Annotated in this window: 13 protein-coding genes; 8 read left to right on the top strand and 5 right to left on the bottom strand. The window is 65.3% G+C overall.

Translation table 11 applies throughout. The features are described 5' to 3' along the window. Window positions 1-23 precede the first annotated feature (23 nt). The gene (locus tag OB905_13355; GenBank protein ID MCU4926956.1) at window positions 24-2669 is read left to right on the top strand and encodes a malectin domain-containing carbohydrate-binding protein; all 2646 of its coding nucleotides are present in this window, start codon (window positions 24-26) and stop codon (window positions 2667-2669) included. Between the two features lie 163 nt (window positions 2670-2832). Here OB905_13355 and serA read toward each other — a convergent pair whose 3' ends face one another. Then, the gene (serA, locus tag OB905_13350; GenBank protein MCU4926955.1) at window positions 2833-4416 is read right to left on the bottom strand and encodes a phosphoglycerate dehydrogenase; all 1584 of its coding nucleotides are present in this window, start codon (window positions 4414-4416) and stop codon (window positions 2833-2835) included. Window positions 4417-4559: 143 nt separating this feature from the next. Then, on the bottom strand, window positions 4560-5453 hold the full coding sequence (locus OB905_13345; protein MCU4926954.1) for a DMT family transporter: 894 nt from the start codon (window positions 5451-5453) through the stop codon (window positions 4560-4562). Window positions 5454-5671: 218 nt separating this feature from the next. Here OB905_13345 and OB905_13340 point away from each other — a divergent pair, with 218 nt between their 5' ends. Together OB905_13340 and serB are read left to right on the top strand one after the other, a co-directional pair. Continuing rightward, window positions 5672-6880, top strand: coding sequence for a mechanosensitive ion channel (locus tag OB905_13340; GenBank protein ID MCU4926953.1), 1209 nt, complete (start codon window positions 5672-5674; stop codon window positions 6878-6880). A gap of 73 nt (window positions 6881-6953) precedes the next feature. Further along, on the top strand, window positions 6954-7610 hold the full coding sequence (serB, locus tag OB905_13335; protein ID MCU4926952.1) for a phosphoserine phosphatase SerB: 657 nt from the start codon (window positions 6954-6956) through the stop codon (window positions 7608-7610). A gap of 64 nt (window positions 7611-7674) precedes the next feature. Here the strand turns inward: serB and OB905_13330 are convergent, their stop codons facing one another. Together OB905_13330 and metX are read right to left on the bottom strand one after the other, a co-directional pair. Then, window positions 7675-8412 carry a hypothetical protein gene (locus OB905_13330; protein MCU4926951.1) on the bottom strand — a complete coding sequence of 246 codons (738 nt, stop codon included), beginning with the start codon at window positions 8410-8412 and terminating at the stop codon, window positions 7675-7677. A 118-nt stretch (window positions 8413-8530) separates the two neighbouring features. After that, on the bottom strand, window positions 8531-9766 hold the full coding sequence (metX, locus tag OB905_13325) for a homoserine O-acetyltransferase (protein MCU4926950.1): 1236 nt from the start codon (window positions 9764-9766) through the stop codon (window positions 8531-8533). Between the two features lie 208 nt (window positions 9767-9974). Between metX and OB905_13320 the strand changes: the two genes are divergently transcribed. Both OB905_13320 and OB905_13315 read left to right on the top strand, forming a co-directional pair. After that, window positions 9975-10118: a hypothetical protein gene (locus OB905_13320; GenBank protein MCU4926949.1), complete on the top strand. Its 144-nt coding sequence runs from the start codon at window positions 9975-9977 to the stop codon at window positions 10116-10118. A gap of 171 nt (window positions 10119-10289) precedes the next feature. After that, the gene (locus OB905_13315; protein ID MCU4926948.1) at window positions 10290-12623 is read left to right on the top strand and encodes a heavy metal translocating P-type ATPase; all 2334 of its coding nucleotides are present in this window, start codon (window positions 10290-10292) and stop codon (window positions 12621-12623) included. Window positions 12624-12668: 45 nt separating this feature from the next. Here the strand turns inward: OB905_13315 and OB905_13310 are convergent, their stop codons facing one another. Then, on the bottom strand, window positions 12669-13979 hold the full coding sequence (locus OB905_13310; GenBank protein ID MCU4926947.1) for an O-acetylhomoserine aminocarboxypropyltransferase/cysteine synthase: 1311 nt from the start codon (window positions 13977-13979) through the stop codon (window positions 12669-12671). A gap of 233 nt (window positions 13980-14212) precedes the next feature. Between OB905_13310 and OB905_13305 the strand changes: the two genes are divergently transcribed. The 3 genes from OB905_13305 to OB905_13295 all read left to right on the top strand — a co-directional run bounded on the left by OB905_13305 (window position 14213) and on the right by OB905_13295 (window position 17347). Further along, complete coding sequence (locus tag OB905_13305; GenBank protein ID MCU4926946.1) at window positions 14213-15451, top strand: MFS transporter; 1239 nt, start codon at window positions 14213-14215, stop codon at window positions 15449-15451. 175 nt (window positions 15452-15626) lie between these two features. Continuing rightward, window positions 15627-16079, top strand: coding sequence for a hypothetical protein (locus OB905_13300; GenBank protein ID MCU4926945.1), 453 nt, complete (start codon window positions 15627-15629; stop codon window positions 16077-16079). A 155-nt stretch (window positions 16080-16234) separates the two neighbouring features. Next, the gene (locus OB905_13295; protein ID MCU4926944.1) at window positions 16235-17347 is read left to right on the top strand and encodes an alanine--glyoxylate aminotransferase family protein; all 1113 of its coding nucleotides are present in this window, start codon (window positions 16235-16237) and stop codon (window positions 17345-17347) included. Window positions 17348-17600 lie beyond the last annotated feature (253 nt).

The following is a 17600-nucleotide window of genomic DNA, read 5'->3' as shown; positions in this document are numbered from 1 at the left end:
ACATAGTAATACTGAATCATGTGATGGATCCGAACAATGGTGATGGTGACGGGGGACTTGATAGCCGACGACGCCGACGATTTCTGCAGGGGGTCGGTGTAACAGGTATCGTCGGCGTGGCAGGCTGTCTCGGCGACGATGACGAGAACGGCGACGAGAACGGCGACGACGATGGAGACGACCAGCCCGAAAACGGTGACGACGATCCCGAAAACGGAAACGGCGAGGACCCGGAACCTGCCTTCTTCGAAATCGTCGATCTAGAGCCGGGCGACGAAACCGTCAATGTCGGTGCGGACGTGACGATTACGGCGACGATCGAGAACACTGGCGAGGAAGAGGTCTCGCAGTCCGTCGAAATCGTCTTCGATGGAGAGAGTGAGGTCGACCAGGAGCTCACGCTCGGAGAGGGAGAGGATGACAGCGTGTCCCTGGATGTCGACACCGACGACCTCGAAGGCGACTACGAGTACGAGGTGACGACCGACGACGACGAGGACAGCGCCACGCTAACCGTCGAGATTCCGGCGGAGCCGATCGCGACACCTTGGGCGCTGAACAACGGTAACGAGGACGGCGACTACCCTGTCGTCGATATCGACGGACTCATGTTCGACGACGAGATCCCGGACGACGTTACTGTTCTCGGAAGTCCGAGCACCGCCGTTCGAGACGAAGATGACGTCCCAGCGGTCGAGAATACCGGCTACGACGACCTCTATCGCACCGAGCAGTGGGGCGATGATATCGGCTTCGAGATTCCCGTCGACGCGGGCGTCTACAACGTGACGCTACACTGGGCGGAGACCTGGCACGGAGAGGACGGTGGCTCGGGCGAAGGCGGCGAGGGATCGCGCGTCTTCGACGTGACGATCAACGGCGAGGAGGTTCTCTCAGAGTTCGATCCCTACGCCGAAGCCGGCGGCGCACTCACCGCGGTCACGCGGACGTTCACGGTACAGGCTACCGACGAGTGGATCACGATCGAGACCGAGAGCCACGAGGATAGCACGATGTTCAACGGGATCGAGATTCGGCCGGTCGAGGCCGAGGTCCCCTACGTCCAAGAGGGTGTTTCCAACGAGCCCGCGTTCACGCTGCTGCCGGAAGGCGACGAGTTCGCGCCTGAGGGAGACGGCGTGACCCGAGAACCCGACGAACTCTCGGCCGACGTTCACCTCGGCTACGACGAGGAGAGTCTCAACCTTGCAGTCGTAGTCACCGACGAGGTACACGACGCTTCCGCAGGCGGCGACATGTGGCAAGGAGACAGCATCCAGTGGGCGATCGGCTACGACGGCGAGTACGGCCCCGAAGACGGCCTAGCCCACGTCGACGGTGAGGCAGACCTCTACCGATGGCAGGAGGGCCAGGAAGAACAAGGAATCGACGAGATCGAGGCCGAAACCGACCGTAATGACGAGGAGAACCAGACGGTCTACACCGCCGCGATTCCCTGGGAGTCGATCCTCCCCTACTCGCCCGATCTCACCGACTGGGAGTCAGTCTTTCCGGAAACGGTCGGACCGAGCGACTCGTTCCGCTTTAGCGTCCAGGTCAACGACGCCGACGGCGAGGGTCGCGAGGCCGTCCTTGGCTGGACGCTGCCCGGTATCAACGACGACAAGACCTACGAGGCCCTCGGCACGCTCACGCTCGAGAACCCCGACGCGGCGACCTCGGCACCGTTCGGTGTGAACCTGGGTGGGCATCCAGGGTCGCCCGGTTCGGAGCTGCCAACCGTCGTCGACGACCTCGAGTTCGTTCCGGGGAGCGATCCGGAAGCGATCGACTACGTGACCGTCACCTCCGGCGAGGTGCCCGAGTGGGCCGAAGACTGGTTCGAGCCGCCGGCAGGCGTCGCCGACGACTCCGACGAGTTTGAGGAGATCGGCGATACCGACGACGACGCGCTCTATCAGACGGAGTTCCACGGCCCCGATCTCGGCGTCGACATCGGCATCGAGAACGGCGTCTACGACGTGGTCATCCACAACGCCGAACTCTTCCACGAGGAGGAAGGCGAGCGTGTCTTCGACATCGAGGTCCAAGGCGAGACCGTCGAGGAGGAACTCGATCTAATCGAGGAGGTCGGACTCGGCGAGGCGTACACAACGACGGTCGAGGACGTCGTCGTGACCGACCGGACGCTCTCGATCTCGTCGACGAGCCACGAGGACTTCACGAAGTTCACCGCGATCGAGGTCCGCGAAGCCGATCTCGAGACGTTCGTCGATCCGCTCGAGGGAACCGATCTGATGGCTGAAGAGTCCGGCAATCTCGGCACCGACGTCTCGAACTCGCCGGGCTTCGAGCGTCCTGACGGGAGCTACGACTCGTCGCGAATGAACCGAACAGACACCGATCCGGGCGAGATGGTCTACGACGTCGGAAGCGAGATCCGGTTCCTGAGCGCGGAGTACCACTCGCTCGACGGCGACGATTACGACGGCGATCTCGACGTCTACGAGTCGACTGACGGCGGCGACAGCTGGGAAGAGGTCGACGCCGACTGGACCCCCTACGGCTTCGAGGCCGGCGCCTGGGTCGGCGAACTGGTCGCCGCAGAGCTCTCCGAGGGCGTCGACACGGTCCGGTTCGTCATCTCTGGTGAGACAGAGATGTGGAACCCACAGCTCGGCCACGTCGAGCTGAAGTACGTCGAGTAAGCGGGGTCACTCGGCACTCACCGGCTTCGAATCGCGTGGAAACGGCGTTCAGTCCACTGTTTGTAACCGGACCGATTTTTTGCAGATGCAGGGTTCCCGGACAACAATGAGAAGCTGGGACGACAATGAGAACGCGAGAAGAATCCCTTCAGCCCGAAGACGACTACTGTCCGTTGAGCGTGATGTACTGCACCGCGGTGATCCGGTCGTCTTCTTGGAGCTCCTCGCGGGCGGCGTCTGGGATCTGGCTGTCGACGTTGTAGACGGTCAGCGCTTCGCCGCCGTGGGTCTCACGGGCGTTGAACATGCCCGCGATGTTGACGCCGTGTTTGCCCATAACCGAGCCGATGAGGCCGATGACGCCCGGCTCGTCGGTGTTTCGTGAGACGACCATCTTCCCGTGAGGGATGGCGTCGACGCGGTAGCCGTCGACGCGGACGATCCGGGCGTCGTCGTCGGCGAAGAGCGTGCCGTCAACGGTGATCTCCTCGTCGTCGTTGCCGACGGTCACGGAGACGAGGCTCTGGAAGTCAGCAGCCTGTCGGGACTTCGATTCGGTGACGTCGACGCCGCGGTCCTCGGCAATCTGGGGGGCGTTGACCGCGTTGACGGGCCACTCTAAGGGCTCGAAGACGCCCTTCAGGGCGGAGGCGGTGACGAACTCGACGTCCTCGCCGGCGATGTCACCCTCGTAGGAGACTTCCACGCGCTCGACGCGGCCGTCGAGCAGCTGAGCGGCGATCTTGCCGGCGGTTTCGGCGATCTCGATGTAGGGTTTGACGCGGGGGAACGCGGTCTCGTCGATCGAGGGAGCGTTCAGGGCGTTCGCGACCGGCTCGCCCTCGATGGCGGCGACGACCTGCTCGGCCGTCGAGGTCGCGACGTTCTCCTGAGCGGCCTCCGTCGAGGCGCCGAGGTGGGGCGTGAGGATGACGTCCTCGACGTCAAGCAGTGGCGAGTCAGCAGACAGGGGCTCTTCGGCGAAGACGTCGAGAGCGGCACCGGCGACCGTACCGTCGGCGACCTTCTCAGCTAGGGCGTCCTCCTGGATGATACCACCGCGACCGACGTTGACCAGGTAGCCGTTCCCAATCAGGTCGAGCTCGTCGGGGCCGATCAGCCCCTCGGTTTCGGCGGTCAACGGCGTGTGGATGGTGACGAAGTCACCGCGCTCGAGACAGGTCTCGAGAGAGACGAGTTCGGCGCCGATGCGGTCAGCACGTTCCTCGGGAATGTAGGGATCGTAGGCGACGATATCCATACCGAGCGAGTCGAGCTTCTTGGCGACCTCCTGGCCGACGCGGCCGAGGCCGACGACGCCGAGCGTCTTGCCGTTGAGTTCGGTGCCGAGGTAGTCGCCTTTCGCCCACTCGCCAGCTTTGAGGCGACCGTGGGCCTGCGGGACCGAGCGTGCGGTCGCGAACGTCATCGCGACGGTGTGTTCGGCGGCCGCGCGGACGTTACCCTCGGGGGCGTTGGCGACGATGACACCCTCGTCAGTAGCAGCGTCGATGTCGATGTTGTCGACGCCGATGCCGGCGCGGCCGACGATAGCAAGTTCCTCGGCAGCCTCGAGCACGTCGCGGGTGACCTCCGTACCAGAGCGGACGATCAGCCCGTCGGCGTCGGCGACCGCCTCGAGGAGCGCCTCGCCCTCGAGTTCGTACCCCGTCTCGACCTCGTAGCCGGCGTCTTCGAGCACCGCGAGGCCGGCGTCTGCGATCGGATCCGTGACCAGGACCTTCATGAGCGAGACACTTGTCCGGAGCGGGTAAACCCTTCCGTTGTAGTCATGAGTGGGAAAACGTACCGCAGTAGGGTGCAAGCGGCGTGGCTGGAATCACCTCCACGAACCCGGTTCGGGGAGAGACGGACCAGAAGAGGGGAGGGTCAGATGGTGATCAGGACGGCTCCGGCGACGATCAACGCAGCGCCGGCGATCACGCCCCGCGTGACGCGCTCGAGATCGCGCAGGAAGACGGCGGCGAAGACGAGCGTAAAGAAAGGGGCGGTCGCCACCAGCGGATCGACGACGGCGATGCGGCCACCTTCGAGCCCCAGTGCGGCCATCAGCGAGAGCATCGCGACGGCGGTGAGCAGGCCAGCCACAGCGAAGTACCGGTAGCTCTCGCGGGGACTCGTGAGAATTCGCCGGCGTCGGGTCGCGAGGGCGAAGGCGCCGAGTGCGACGAGTCCGGCCGTCTCGTTTATTGCGACGGCCTGCAGGGCCGAGATGTCGAACTCGACCATCCCGTACCGGCGGGCGACGTTCGCGACCGCGAAGGTGGCGGCGGCAGCCAGCGGCCACAGCAGGTCGCGGGGCTCCCAGCCCGCGAGGTCACCACCACGGGAGAGCGTCAGCACGCAGAGACCGGCGACGAGGACGACGATGCCGGCGGCCGTGACCGGGCCGAGGGGTTCGCCGAGGAACGCCAGTGCGAGCAGCGTCGCGAACAGCGGCCGTGTGCTCATGATCGCGCTGTTGAGGCTCGCGCCCACCTTGTGGACGCCGACGAAGATCGCGATCCGGCCGAGTGCGGTGCCGATCACGCCGGCGAAGACGAAGACGGTGAGCGCTCCCGTCGTGATCCCGTCGAACGTGGTCCCGCCGTAGAGGACCGCGAGGGCGAGCCAGTACAGCGAGGAGTCGACGATGACCACGACGAGCGACGCCTGGACGGGGTCTCCGCCAGCGGCCATCCCGCGCTTGTCGAATATCGGCGAGAGGCCCCAGAAGATGGCGGTGAGCAACGCGAGCGCGACGGCTTCGGTGGCACCGGTCACGACGCTCCACCCGGCTCTGGTCGCGCTGTCATCGCCGGAACTGGGCGGGGGAGCCGAATCAGGGTTACGGACGGCGATTTCGATCGACAACGCGAATTCGGTTTCGGTCGACGGTTCGAATGGCGATTCCGGTCGACGGCGCAGATTCAGTTCCGGTCGACGGCGCGGACGGCAGTTCGATCAAACCTATAAGAGACGACCGACAACCGGAGAGGCGTATGGACGTGGGCCACCTCGCGCTCGAATCGGCGGTGTCGGAGCTGGTGGAATGGGTGGTCCAGGAGCCGTGGCTGCTCGTCCCGCTGTTGCTCGCGGGGTCGTACCTGCTCGCGAAACTCGTCTACTGGGCGAGTAAGCGATGGCTGGCACACAACGAAACGGGGTCGACGTCGTTTCGGCGAGCCATCTTCGAGGAGATCCACACGCCAATTTCGGTCTCGATCGGGCTACTCGGGATCTATCTCAGTCTGGCTGTCCTCGATCTCGTCGGGACAGGGTTCGTCGTGGTCGGCCTCGTCGTCACAGCGCTGACGGTGCTGTGGGCCCGGACTGCGGTTCGCATTGGCAACCGCTGGATCGAGGTCGCACAGGCTGCTGACCGAACCTACGAGTTCGCGCCGATTTTCAAGAACGCGTGGACGATCGGCGTCTCGCTCGCTGCCGGACTGGTGTTGATCTCCGTCTGGGAGATCGAACTCACGCCGTTTCTGGCGTCGGCCGGCGTGCTCGGAATCGTCATCGGCTTCGCCGCCCAGGACGCCATCTCGAACCTGATCGGGGGCGTCTCGCTGTACGTCGACAACACGTACAAAGTCGGTGACGTGATCCAGGTCGAAGACGATCAGCGCGGGACGGTGACCGACGTCGGCATCCGGAGCACGACGGTGTTGACGACCGACAATCGGCTCATCTCGGTGCCGAACGCGGTGTTGAACTCCTCGCAGGTCGTCAACGAAACGTCGCCACAGCGCCACGTTCGGATACGGGTTCCGCTGACGGCGGCCTACGGCACGGACTACCGACGGGTTGAGGAGATTGTCCTCGAGGTCTGTGCAGACGCACCCCTGATCCGCGAGTCGCCGAAACCACGGGTCCTGTTCGACGAGTTCGGCGACTCCGCGCTGGTGTTCGAAGTTCGGGCGTACATCTCTCACCCACTCACGGAGAAGCAGGCGGTCAACCAGCTAAACCGCGGCGTCTACGACCGATTCGCCGAGGCGGGGATCACGATTCCGTTCCCCCAGCGCGAAATTTCGTATCTCGCCGACGAGGAGGGTGGCGAACAACTCCCGGACGAAGACAAGCGGCCGCCAGACGAAGACGAACGTCCCCCGGGCATCGATTCGGACGTTGAGCAACGGTACCGGTTCGACGAGGGAGGCGACGACGACGAGAACGCGCGAGCTGAGACCGACGAGCAGTCGTAGCGCAGCCGTCGGTCTCTGGGTCCGCGAAGCAAAACATGAACTGGTTTATTCTCCCCGGAACAACCCCCGGGCGATGACAGTCGTCGCCTTCGACTTCGACGGGACGCTTTCTGACTCCGAGATGACCGTACTGCTCGGCGACCGCTGTGACGCCGCCGACGAGATGGCCGCGATCACAGAGCGTGCGATGAACGACGAGATCGGCTACGCCGAGAGCCTCTACGAGCGCGTCGCGTTGCTCTCCGGGCTCGACGCGAAGGAGGCCGCAGCCGCATTCGACGAGGTTCGGCTCCGAAAGGGGGCGGCCGACCTGATCGCGGAGCTGAACGACGCCGGCGTCACGACGGCGATTCTCACCGGTGGGTTCGAACGGGGCGTGGCAGCGGCCCTCGAGCGTGAGGGCGTCACCGTCGACCACATCGTCGCGAATCGGCTGGTGATGGACGACGGCGAAACCGAACTCACCGGCGACACCGAGGGACCGCTGATCGAGGGGACCAAAGACGACGCGCTCGCGGACCTCGCCGACGACGTCGGCGTCGATCTCGCAGAGACCGTCGCGATCGGCGACGGTGCCAACGACCTGCCGATGCTCGAGGTCGCTGGCCTCGCGATCGGATTCGAGCCCAAGCCGGCAGTCGAGCCCGAGTGTGACGTCGTCGCGACGTCGATGGCCGAGGTACGGGAACTACTGGTCGAAGACGACGTGCTCGAGCCAGCCGCTCCGTGAGGCGTTCGGCACAGTACCAAAAGATCGCGACTGCGAGGCTGCGTCGGTATCCGTTCGATCCCAATTAGGCTACTTTCGCGAGAACACGATCACGGGCGTCTCGCCACTCAGTGAGGAGTGCGCCTGCAACCGCGAACACGGCCGGGAACAGCAGGCCGGCGTAGAGTGCTGCACTCGTGGTCGAAGCACCGAACGAGACCGTATCTCCTTCCTCGTAATCGGCAGCGTCGAGGCCCGCGACGCTGTCGACGAGTCCGGCCGCAAGCACGTCCTCGTACGTGTGAGTCATCACGACGGCGATAACGATGGCGAAGACAAGATACGCCGGGACGGTCGTCAGACCGGCCTTTACTGCCTCGACGGAATCGTCGGGGTCGCTGTACTTCGCGATCGCGTAGCCGGCTGCGACTATCGCGCCGACCGAGACGGTGAACAGGACCAGCGTACCCAACGAAATAGGTGGCGCAGCGAACGCTGCGGCGTGGTTGGGCGCATCACCAACCGTCGCGGTCTCGCCGTCGGCCCCGAACCCAACACCGAACGTCGAGAGATAACTCCAGCCGGCAGCCTCCCAGGAAGCGACCAGGCTGACGGGATTGCCGTCGGAATCGGGTGTAGGTGACGCCTGTGCCGTCGCAACAATCGTCAAGAGCAGATGTGCTAAATACGTTGCAACCGCTGCAACTGCCCCGAAGGCGGCCCCCTGCTTAACTGGCAACGAGCGCTGTTGTTCTACTTGTCTCTCGTCGTACCGTTGAACCTGTGATTCCCCCTGTTGTCCGCGCTGAGTGCTTTCAGGCATCACTGATACGTCAAAGAGGTGTGTTTTATTCTTTTCGGTAAAGTATTTCATACATATGTTTTACATTAGAACTGAGGTGTTGAAGCATACTGTACTGTTTGAGAGGGGTGACGAACAGTCACTCCGAGAACAGACTCGTGTGCACCGGCGCGAACGAACTCGATTCGATCTCGTCCTCGACGGTATCGGTGATCGACCGGCCCTCGAGACCGTCGGCGAGCAGCGCCGACAGCGGCGGCCCGACCTTCTCCGGTTCGACGAGGAAGGCGTCGTGGCCGTGGTCGGAGTCGATCACGTGGTGGGCGACGTCGACGCCGGCCTCGCGGCAGGCTTCCGCGAGGTGCTCTGACTGCTCGACGGTGAAGTGCCAGTCGCCGGTAAAGGAGATGGCGAGTAGTTCGCCCTCGAAGGCCGCGAGCGCGTCGGCGTCTGACTCGTAGCCCGCCGAGAGGTCGAAGTCGTCCATCGCACGGGTCATGTAGAGGTAGCTGTTGGCGTCGAAGCGGTCGGTGAACTTCTCGGCCTGATAGTCGAGGTAGGACTCGACCTCCCGATACGGGAAGAAAGCGGCCGCGTCGTCCGGCGGCGACGACCGACCGGCTTCCCGGCCGGCCGACCGGCGGCCGAACTTGCGGGTCATCGACGCCTTCGAGAGGTACATAATGTGGCCGATCTGGCGGGCGCGGGCGAGGCCGGCTTCGGGCCCGGAACCACCATCGGACTCGTCCGACGAGCCGTAGTAGTGGCCGCCGTTCCAGTTCGGATCGGACGTGATCGCCCGCCGGGCGACGGTGTCAAGAGCGAGACACTGAGCGTCGAGGCGGGCGGCCGCGGCGACAGCGGCAGCGCGGTCGACGTCGTCGGGATACCGCCGGAGCCAATCTAAGACGTTCATGCCGCCGACGCTACCGCCGACGACGGCGTGGAGACGGCCGACGCCGAGTTCGTCGAGGAGGAGCCGCTGCGAGCGCGTCCAGTCGCCGACGGTGACCGGCGGGAAGTCGGTCCCGTAGGGCTCGCCTGTTTCGGGGTTCGTGCTCGACGGACCAGTCGTGCCGTAACACGAGCCCGGCGCGTTCGCACAGACGACGAAGTACTCGGTGGTGTCGATCGCCTTCCCGGGCCCGACGAGGTCACCCCACCAGGCGCGGGCCTGGCCCGCAGTCTCGCCGCCAGCGTCGGGGCGGCGAGCCGCGTGGGCGCTCCCGGTGAGCGCGTGACAGAGCAAGACGGCGTTGTCGCCCGTGAACTCGCCGTAGGTCTCGTAAGCGACCTCGAGAGTTGGGATCGACTCGCCACAGAGGAACTGAAAGTGGCCGAGGTCGACGGTGTTTCGGGTCGTCACAGCGCCCACCTCCGTACCATCGGGGGCACAAAGCGCGCGCTCGGCCCACACCCCGGCGCTGACGTTCCGTCCCAATTCATGTATGACATGCATATTCTCGAGTGGACTAATAACCCACAGTTACGGCAAGATTCGCTCTCTTCGACCGCTCCCCGGCAGGCGTCGGGAGCAGGCATTCGGGGCGGCGTTTATTGTCGTCGACCCCGAATTTTCGCCGATGGAGTCCCGACTGCCGGGATCGACCGAGTCTCGCTCGGTGAAAGACGGAGCAGCGTCCGGCCGGTTCGCCGACGGCACCCACACCACCGATCGCGCCCGCGAGATTCCGTGGAAGCGACGGGAGATCGAGCGTCGGTGGTGATCGACGCTGTCTACCGATCCCGTAGACCGCAGCCGGTGTGTCCTCTGTGGCCGACCGATCCCGACCGACCCCGTCGACGGCGGCTACTGTAGCAGTGGGTGTCGGGACGTCGACGATGCACTCGCCGACCCTGCTACCGGGGACGCGAGCGATGCGAGAAGCCCCAAGACCGTGCACGCCTCCGGGGGCGGTCGCAACGAACAGTCAACCGACAAGCCGGAAACCACGTACCTTCGAATCGACGGGATGCACTCCCCGACGTGCGAGGCGTTCCTGGAGGCGGTCGCCGCGGCGATCTCGGGCGTCGCCGATGCCGAGGCGAGTTACGTCTCGGAGACGATCCGGATCGAACACGATCCCGACCAAGTCTCGCCGAGGGAGCTGCGCGACGCGCTGAGCACGCTGGGGTACACGGCGTACCTCCGGAAGCGGGCGAGCAGAGACTCCTCGGGCGGCGGGGGAGCCACGAACCGGGCGCGCGAGGTGTCGGGGGTGCGAAAGCGACGGACCGACGAGACCCTCGGGATGCGCTACGCCGCCGGGGTGCTCTTTGGCACGTTCCTGCTCGTCCCGTACGTCACGTTGGTGTACCCTTCCCAGCTTGCCGCCCTCGTCGATATCGCTGCCCTGGATCCGTTCGAGGCCGCGTTCGGGACGGAGGGGGAGAGCGGACTGTTCTTCCTTCGTGTCTACTTCGTCGTGACCGCCGTGGTGTTGTTTTTCACCGGTATGCCGGTGCTGCGGGGCGCCTACGTTGGGCTGAAGATGCGCCGTCCGAACGTGGACCTGCTCGTCTCGATCACGGTGGTCACTGCCTTCGCCTACAGCACGATCGCCGTGCTGGCCGGCCGGACGGACGTCTACTTCGACCTGACGGTAGTCGTCGCCGCCACCGTGACCGGCGCGATGTTCTACGAGGCGGCTGTCAAGCGGCGGGCTCTGGGTCGACTCACGGACCTCACCGTCTCACAGGTCGACAGCGCGCGCGTCTACGAGCCGGACGGGACGACGGCCGAGGTCCCGGTCGAGGCGGTGTCACCGGGCGATCGGGTGCTCGTCCGCCGTGGCGAGCGGATCCCGGTCGATGGCCGGCTCGACGAGGGACGGTGTACGGTCGAGGAGGCGGTCGTCACGGGCGAGTCCCTCCCGGTCGAGAAGCGAGCGGGCGACGAACTCGTCGGCGGCGCGATCGTCGTCGGCGGCGCCGCCGTCGTCCGTACCGGAGAAGAGGCGACGAGCAGTCTCGACCGACTCCGAGACGCCGTCTGGCGACTTCAGAGCGCCGACCACGGCGTCAGGCGCCGCGCTGATGCGGTCGCCGCGCGGCTCGTTCCGGTCGTCGTCGGCGCCGCGCTTCTCGCCGGCGCGGCGGCGCTCGCCCTCGGTGCCGGACCGATCGGCACCGTTGCGGTGCTCGGGACGGCACTTCTCGTGGGCTGCCCGTGGGCGATCGGGCTGGCGACACCGCTGTCGGTCGCGACGAGTCTCGAAAGCGCGCTCAAGCACGGCGTCGTCGTCTTCGACGAGACCGTCTTCAGGCGCCTGCGTGCGGTCGACGTCGTGGTATTCGACAAGACCGGAACCCTAACTACGGGGACGATGGAGGTGCTCGAAGCCGACGCGCCCGCGGCCCTGCTGCGAGAGGCTGGGGCACTCGAGCGCCGGGCGGCCCACCCCGCTGCGAAGGCCATCGCGGCCGCGTTCGCTGCCGACGACGAGGAGTTCCGAACGGACGGCGGCGAACCCCGCGAGTATGCCGGCTCGGTGAGCGAGTTTCGGAGTTTCGCAACGGGCGTCGAGGGTATCGTCGACGGCTCGACGGTCCTGGTCGGCGCGGCGTCACTCTTCGACGAGCGGGGGTGGACGGTACCTGCGGATGTCCGAGGGCAGGCGGCCGCGGCCCGCAAGGCCGGACAACTGCCCGTCGTCGTCGGTCGCGACGGGACTGCGGCGGGCGTGATCGTCGTTGGCGACGAGCCGCGAGCGGGCTGGGCGGAGAGCCTGGAGCGGCTGGGCGAGCGGGGGATCGACGTCGTGGTGCTGACCGGCGACGACGAGGCGGCCACCGAGCGCTTCGCCCGCCACCCGGTGGTGAGCCACGCGTTCACTTCGGTCCCGCCCGCCGGGAAGACGGCCGCGATCGAGCGACTCAGCGCGAACCGACGGGTCGCGATGGTCGGCGACGGGACCAACGACGCCCCGGCGCTGGCCGCGGCGGATCTCGGCATCTCGCTCGGAAGCGCAACCGCGCTCGCGGCCGACGCGGCAGATCTCGTGATCGCCGATGACGACCTCGCCGCGGTGGAGACGGCGTTCGACCTCGCGGACGCCGCCCGTCGGCGACTCGTCCGGAACACCCGGCTGGCCCTCGCGTTCAACGCGATTGCGATCCCGGTCGCGGTGGTCGGGCTGTTCACCCCGCTGACGGCGGCGCTCGCGGTGCTCGTCGTCGGCGGGCTCCTCGCGGCAAACAGCTCGCAGGACCTCCTCGAACCGTGGTGGTGAGTCGGTCGCCGAGGACGGCGACGGCGAGTGCGTCGGCAAGTGCAACTACGACGCCGCCTCGATCGCCTGCTCGAGATCCGCGAGGATGTCGGCAGGATCCTCGATGCCGACCGAGAGCCGGATCAGATCAGCCGTGACGCCGGCTTCCTCCTGTTCCTCGGGGGTAAGCTGGCCGTGGGTGGTACTCGCGGGGTGGATGACGAGCGTCTTCGCGTCGCCGATGTTGGCGAGAAACTGGGCGACCTCGACGGACTCACAGAAGCGCTTGCCGGCCTCGTAGCCACCTTCCAGACCGAACGCGATCATGCCGCCGTAGTCTGCGAGATAGCGGGAGGCGGTTTCGTGGGTCGGGTGCTCTTCGAGTCCCGGGTGCGTAACCCAGGCAACGTCCTCATGATTCGCGAGGTAGTCAGCGACGATGGCGGCGTTCTCGCAGTGTTTCTCCATCCGCAGGGGCAGCGTTTCGAGCCCCTGGAGGGTCTGCCAGGCGTCGAACGGTGACTGCTGGTTGCCGAGACTACGGACGGACCGGTATCGGACGGCCGCGGCCAGTGGCGCGTCGGCGAAGTCACGCGAGAAGTCGACGTCGTGGTAGGCGTGGTTCTGGCCGGCGATTTCGTCGTAGCCGTGTTCACCCCATGGGAACTCCCCGCCATCTAAGACGACCCCGCCGACGGTCGTCCCGGAGCCGTGGAGCCACTTCGTCGTCGACTCCCAGACGACGTCGGCGCCGTGTTCTAGCGGGCGACACAGCGCGGGCGTCGCGAACGTGTTGTCCACGACGAGGGGAACGCCGTTCTCGTGGGCAATCTCCGCGAGGCGGTCGAAGTCGGGCGTGACCAGCGAGGGGTTTCCGATCGTCTCGACGTGGACGAAGGCGGTGTCCTCGTCGATCGCCTCCTCGTAGGCGTCGTACTCGAGTGTCGGGACGAACCGGGCCTCGATGTCGCGTCGGGAGGCGGTCTTCGAGAAGTAGGCAGTAGAGCCGCCGTAGGTATCCGTCGAGACGACGACGTTGTCGCCGGCTTCGGCCAGGACGAGGACGATGGAGTCGAGCGCGCCCATCCCGGCGGCGGTCGCGACGGCGCCCGAGGCGCCCGCGAGCGAGGCGAGTCGGTCCTCGAGGGTCCGGACCGTCGGATTCGAGATCCGTGAGTAGATGTGCCCCTCGCGCTCCAGAGCGTAGAGGTCGGCTGCGGTATCGGCATCGTCGAAGGCGTAGGAGGTTGTCTGGTAGATCGCAGGAGCCATCGCACCCGTCTCGGGGTCGGGTGACTGTCCGGCGTGTACGCTGCGCGTGCCGAATCGACACCGCGACTCGGCCGCGTCGGTCCCGTCGCTCGCGTCGTCGTTCATGTTTAGTACGCATACTCCTACGAGGTCTTATGCGTGGCAGTAACGGCAAATTCCGCACGTCATGTCACGACAACCCAAACACCGACTCGAACGCCCCGAACACAATCTTCTCGGCGGTATCGAGCCCGCAAGTGGACTATTGGTTCAGAATCGACGACGACCGGACCATCGATCCAGAATCGACGACGGTGAAATTGGAATCCCTAAAGGGTCGGGGACCGTACCGACGGCGCGTGAACACGAACGCGCGAGACCGAATCATCCTCGCGGCGGTGGTCTTCTCCGTGCTGTTCTCGCAGTTGCTACTCTATCCGGGCGTCGCGACGCTGGTCGACGTGCTCGGGGCGGACGTTGAGGCGGGCGCGTCGCTGGCGGCGACCGCACTCGATGCGAGCATGTGGTTCCTGGTCGCCGAGTTCGCCGGCTACGTCGCCGTCGTCGGCCTCTGGGGACTCGCCAGCGACGCGGTGGGTCGGCGGACGCCGTTCATCGTCGGCGGTGCGCTGGCGGGTGCGGCGGGCTATCTCGCGCTGGCGGCAGTTCCCGCGATCGGGACGATTCCCTTCGAAGGTGTGCTCGTGCTACGGTTCTTCCAGGGGGCAATGACGATCGGCGCATTTTCCCTGACGATTACGATGCTGATGGATCTAGAGGGAGGACACGGTCGGAATATGGGTGCAGCAGGGATCGCGATCGGGCTCGGGGCAGCCCTCGGCGCACCGATGGGCGGCCAGCTGACCGAGGTCGACCCCATCGCACCCCTGATTGTCGCCGCGGGGCTGCTCGTTGCCATCGGCGCGCTGGTGGCGCTGGTACCCGACCGAGCACCCGAGAGTCGCGGGACCGCCCGGGCGGTGTTGCGCGGCGTCAGACGGCGCCCTGCCCTCTCGATCCCCTACGCCTTTGGCTTCGTCGACCGGCTCACTGCGGGCTTTTTTGCTCTCGTCGGGACGTTATATTTCCAGGACACGTTCGGCCTCGATCCGGCCACGACGGGGCTGTTGCTGGCGTGCTTTTTCGCCCCCTTTGCCCTCCTCCAGTACCCCATGGGTGCGCTCTCGGATCGAGTCGGTCGGACGGTCCCGATCGTCATCGGCTCAGTCTGCTACGGCGGCGGCATCCTCGCTGTCGGCGCCGCGCCGACCGTCGCGCTGGCTGCAGCCGCGATGGTCGCTGTCGGCGTACTGGGAGCGCTGGTCTCGCCTGCGACGATGGCACTGGTGACCGACCTGGCGGCCGACAGCGAGCGTGGGGTGGCGATGGGTGGGTTCAACCTCGCGGGAAGCCTGGGATTTCTCGGGGGCTTCCTGATCGGTGGAACCGTCGCGAGCACCTACGGCTACGGCCTCGCCTTCCTCGTCGTCGGTGGCCTCGAAATCGCGATCGCGATCGTGGCAGTGCCGGCGTTCCTGCAACTGTCGATCGGCGATCACTCGACGACGAGTGAGCGAGCGAGCGACGGATCTCGGTGAGGGCGCTATTGTCCACGGTATTTGTTTCGAAGTAGCAAGCCATTTTGAAAAGATCCGAAGGAAGAGTGGTATGTGAACACGTAACTCTGCCACGAGAGAGGGAATTGGTTTTTATGTATGCAGTACGAAGCGTAACGTGATGGCACGAGAGAGTACGTTCTCACGACGAACCGTTATGAAGGTTACGGGCGCGACGGCGGCGACCGCCCTCGTTGCGGGCTGTGGTGACGACAACGGCGACGACGACGGTAACGGCGACGACGACAACGGCGACGAGGCCGAAGCGATCGAGCCCGGAGAGCAGATCCTGCTCGAAGGGATCACCAGCGGCTGGGAGGGCCTCGAGCCCGAATCGATCGCTGGCGAGACGAACCCAACGCTGGTCTTAGAGGAGGGTGAAACCTACGAGATCGGCTGGACGCAGGGAGACGGCAGCGGCCACAACGTCATCATCTGGGACGAGAACGAAGACCTCGTCGACGACTACTACCTGTACGGCGACGAAGAAGAGGTCATTACGGACCCCGACGACGACGGTGACTTCCTCGAGTTCGAGGCCAGCAGCGACATGGCCTACTACCGTTGCTACCCGCACGGCCAGATGCAGGGCGACATCCAACTCGAATAACGGATTCAAAGCGGTTTTTGGACTGTCTTCTTTGAGACAAACACCAGATCGGAGTTGCAACACCGCTGGAATCAGCGGGCCGACCACCGGGCCGATACGGGCATCAAAAGTACCATACCGTCTCGCCACCCAGTGACCGGTATCAGGTGGTTTCCGTGACCGAAAAACGCGAATACAGAGACGACTACCCCGAGCAGACGCTGTACATTCCGGGTCCGACGGAGGTACGCGAGGACGTCATCGCGGAGATGAGCCAGCCGATGTTCGGCCACCGGATGGACCGGATGACTGACCTCTACACGACCATCGTCGAGGATACGAAGGAGTTCCTCGGTACCGACAACGACGTGATCATCCTCACGGGGTCGGGAACGGAGTTCTGGGAGGCATCGACGCTCAACCTCGTCGACGAGAACATCCTCGTGCCGACCTGTGGCAGCTTCAGCGAGCGCCACGCCAACGTCGCCGAACGCCTCGGCAAAACCGTCGACCGCCTCGAGTACGAGTGGGGCCAGGCGATCAAGCCCGAAGACATCCGCGCAGAACTCGAGGAAAGCGACACCGACTACGACGTGGTCGCGACCGTGATGAACGAAAGCTCCACCGGCGTCCGGAATCCGATCGAAGAGATCGGTGACGTCGTCGCCGAGTATCCGGACACCTACTTCGTCGTCGACGCGGTCTCCGCGCTGGGCGGAGATTACGTCGACATCGACGAGCACAACATCGACGTCATCTTCACGTCGACCCAGAAGGCATTCGCCATGCCGCCCGGCCTCGCCGTCTGCGTCGTCAGCGATGAGGCCTACGACCGCGAACTGGAGACCGACTCCGCGTCGTGGTACGGCGGCTTCCAGCGCTGTCTCGACTACTACGACCGGAAGGGCCAGACCCACTCCACGCCTGCGATCCCGATCATGCTCGCCTACCGCAAGCAGATGAAACACATGTTAGAAGAGAGCCACGAGGCCCGCGACGAGCGCCACCGGGAGATGATGGCATACGTCCACGAGTGGGCCGACGAGCACTTCGCGATGTTCCCCGAGGAAGGCTACGAGTCCCAGACGGTCGCCTGCATCGAGAACACGCAGGGAATCGACGTCGCCGAGACGATCGACGCCGTCAGCGAGGAGTACGACATGGTCTTCTCGAACGGCTACGGCTCGCAACTCGGCGAGGAGACGTTCCGTATCGGCCACATGGGCGAACACGACGTCGAGTCGATCAAAGAGTTGACCGACGCGATCGAAGACGTCGCCGGGTTGTAAGTTCGGTCGGAAAACTCGCCGCGCTTCGCGCGACCAAACGAGTGCCGACCCCGAATAGCAGGGCCGATTCAGGTGTTAGAGAACCGGCTGTACGGCTGCATCCAAACCACGGGCCACCGGCCAGTGCAGCAACCTCTTTTACCGGGGGCATCGGCTGGCGCCTTTGGCGCCAGCCTCAACCCCCGGCAAAACCCGTTGATGCCAAAAAGCCGGTCTCGCTCCGCTCGACCGGTGAATCGCGCTCACTACCGGG

It is taken from the genome of Halobacteria archaeon AArc-dxtr1, assembly GCA_025517425.1.
GTDB lineage: Archaea > Halobacteriota > Halobacteria > Halobacteriales > Natrialbaceae > Halostagnicola.
The sequence above is the reverse complement of the archived record's forward strand: the minus strand, read 5'-3'. Positions and strand labels throughout refer to the sequence as shown.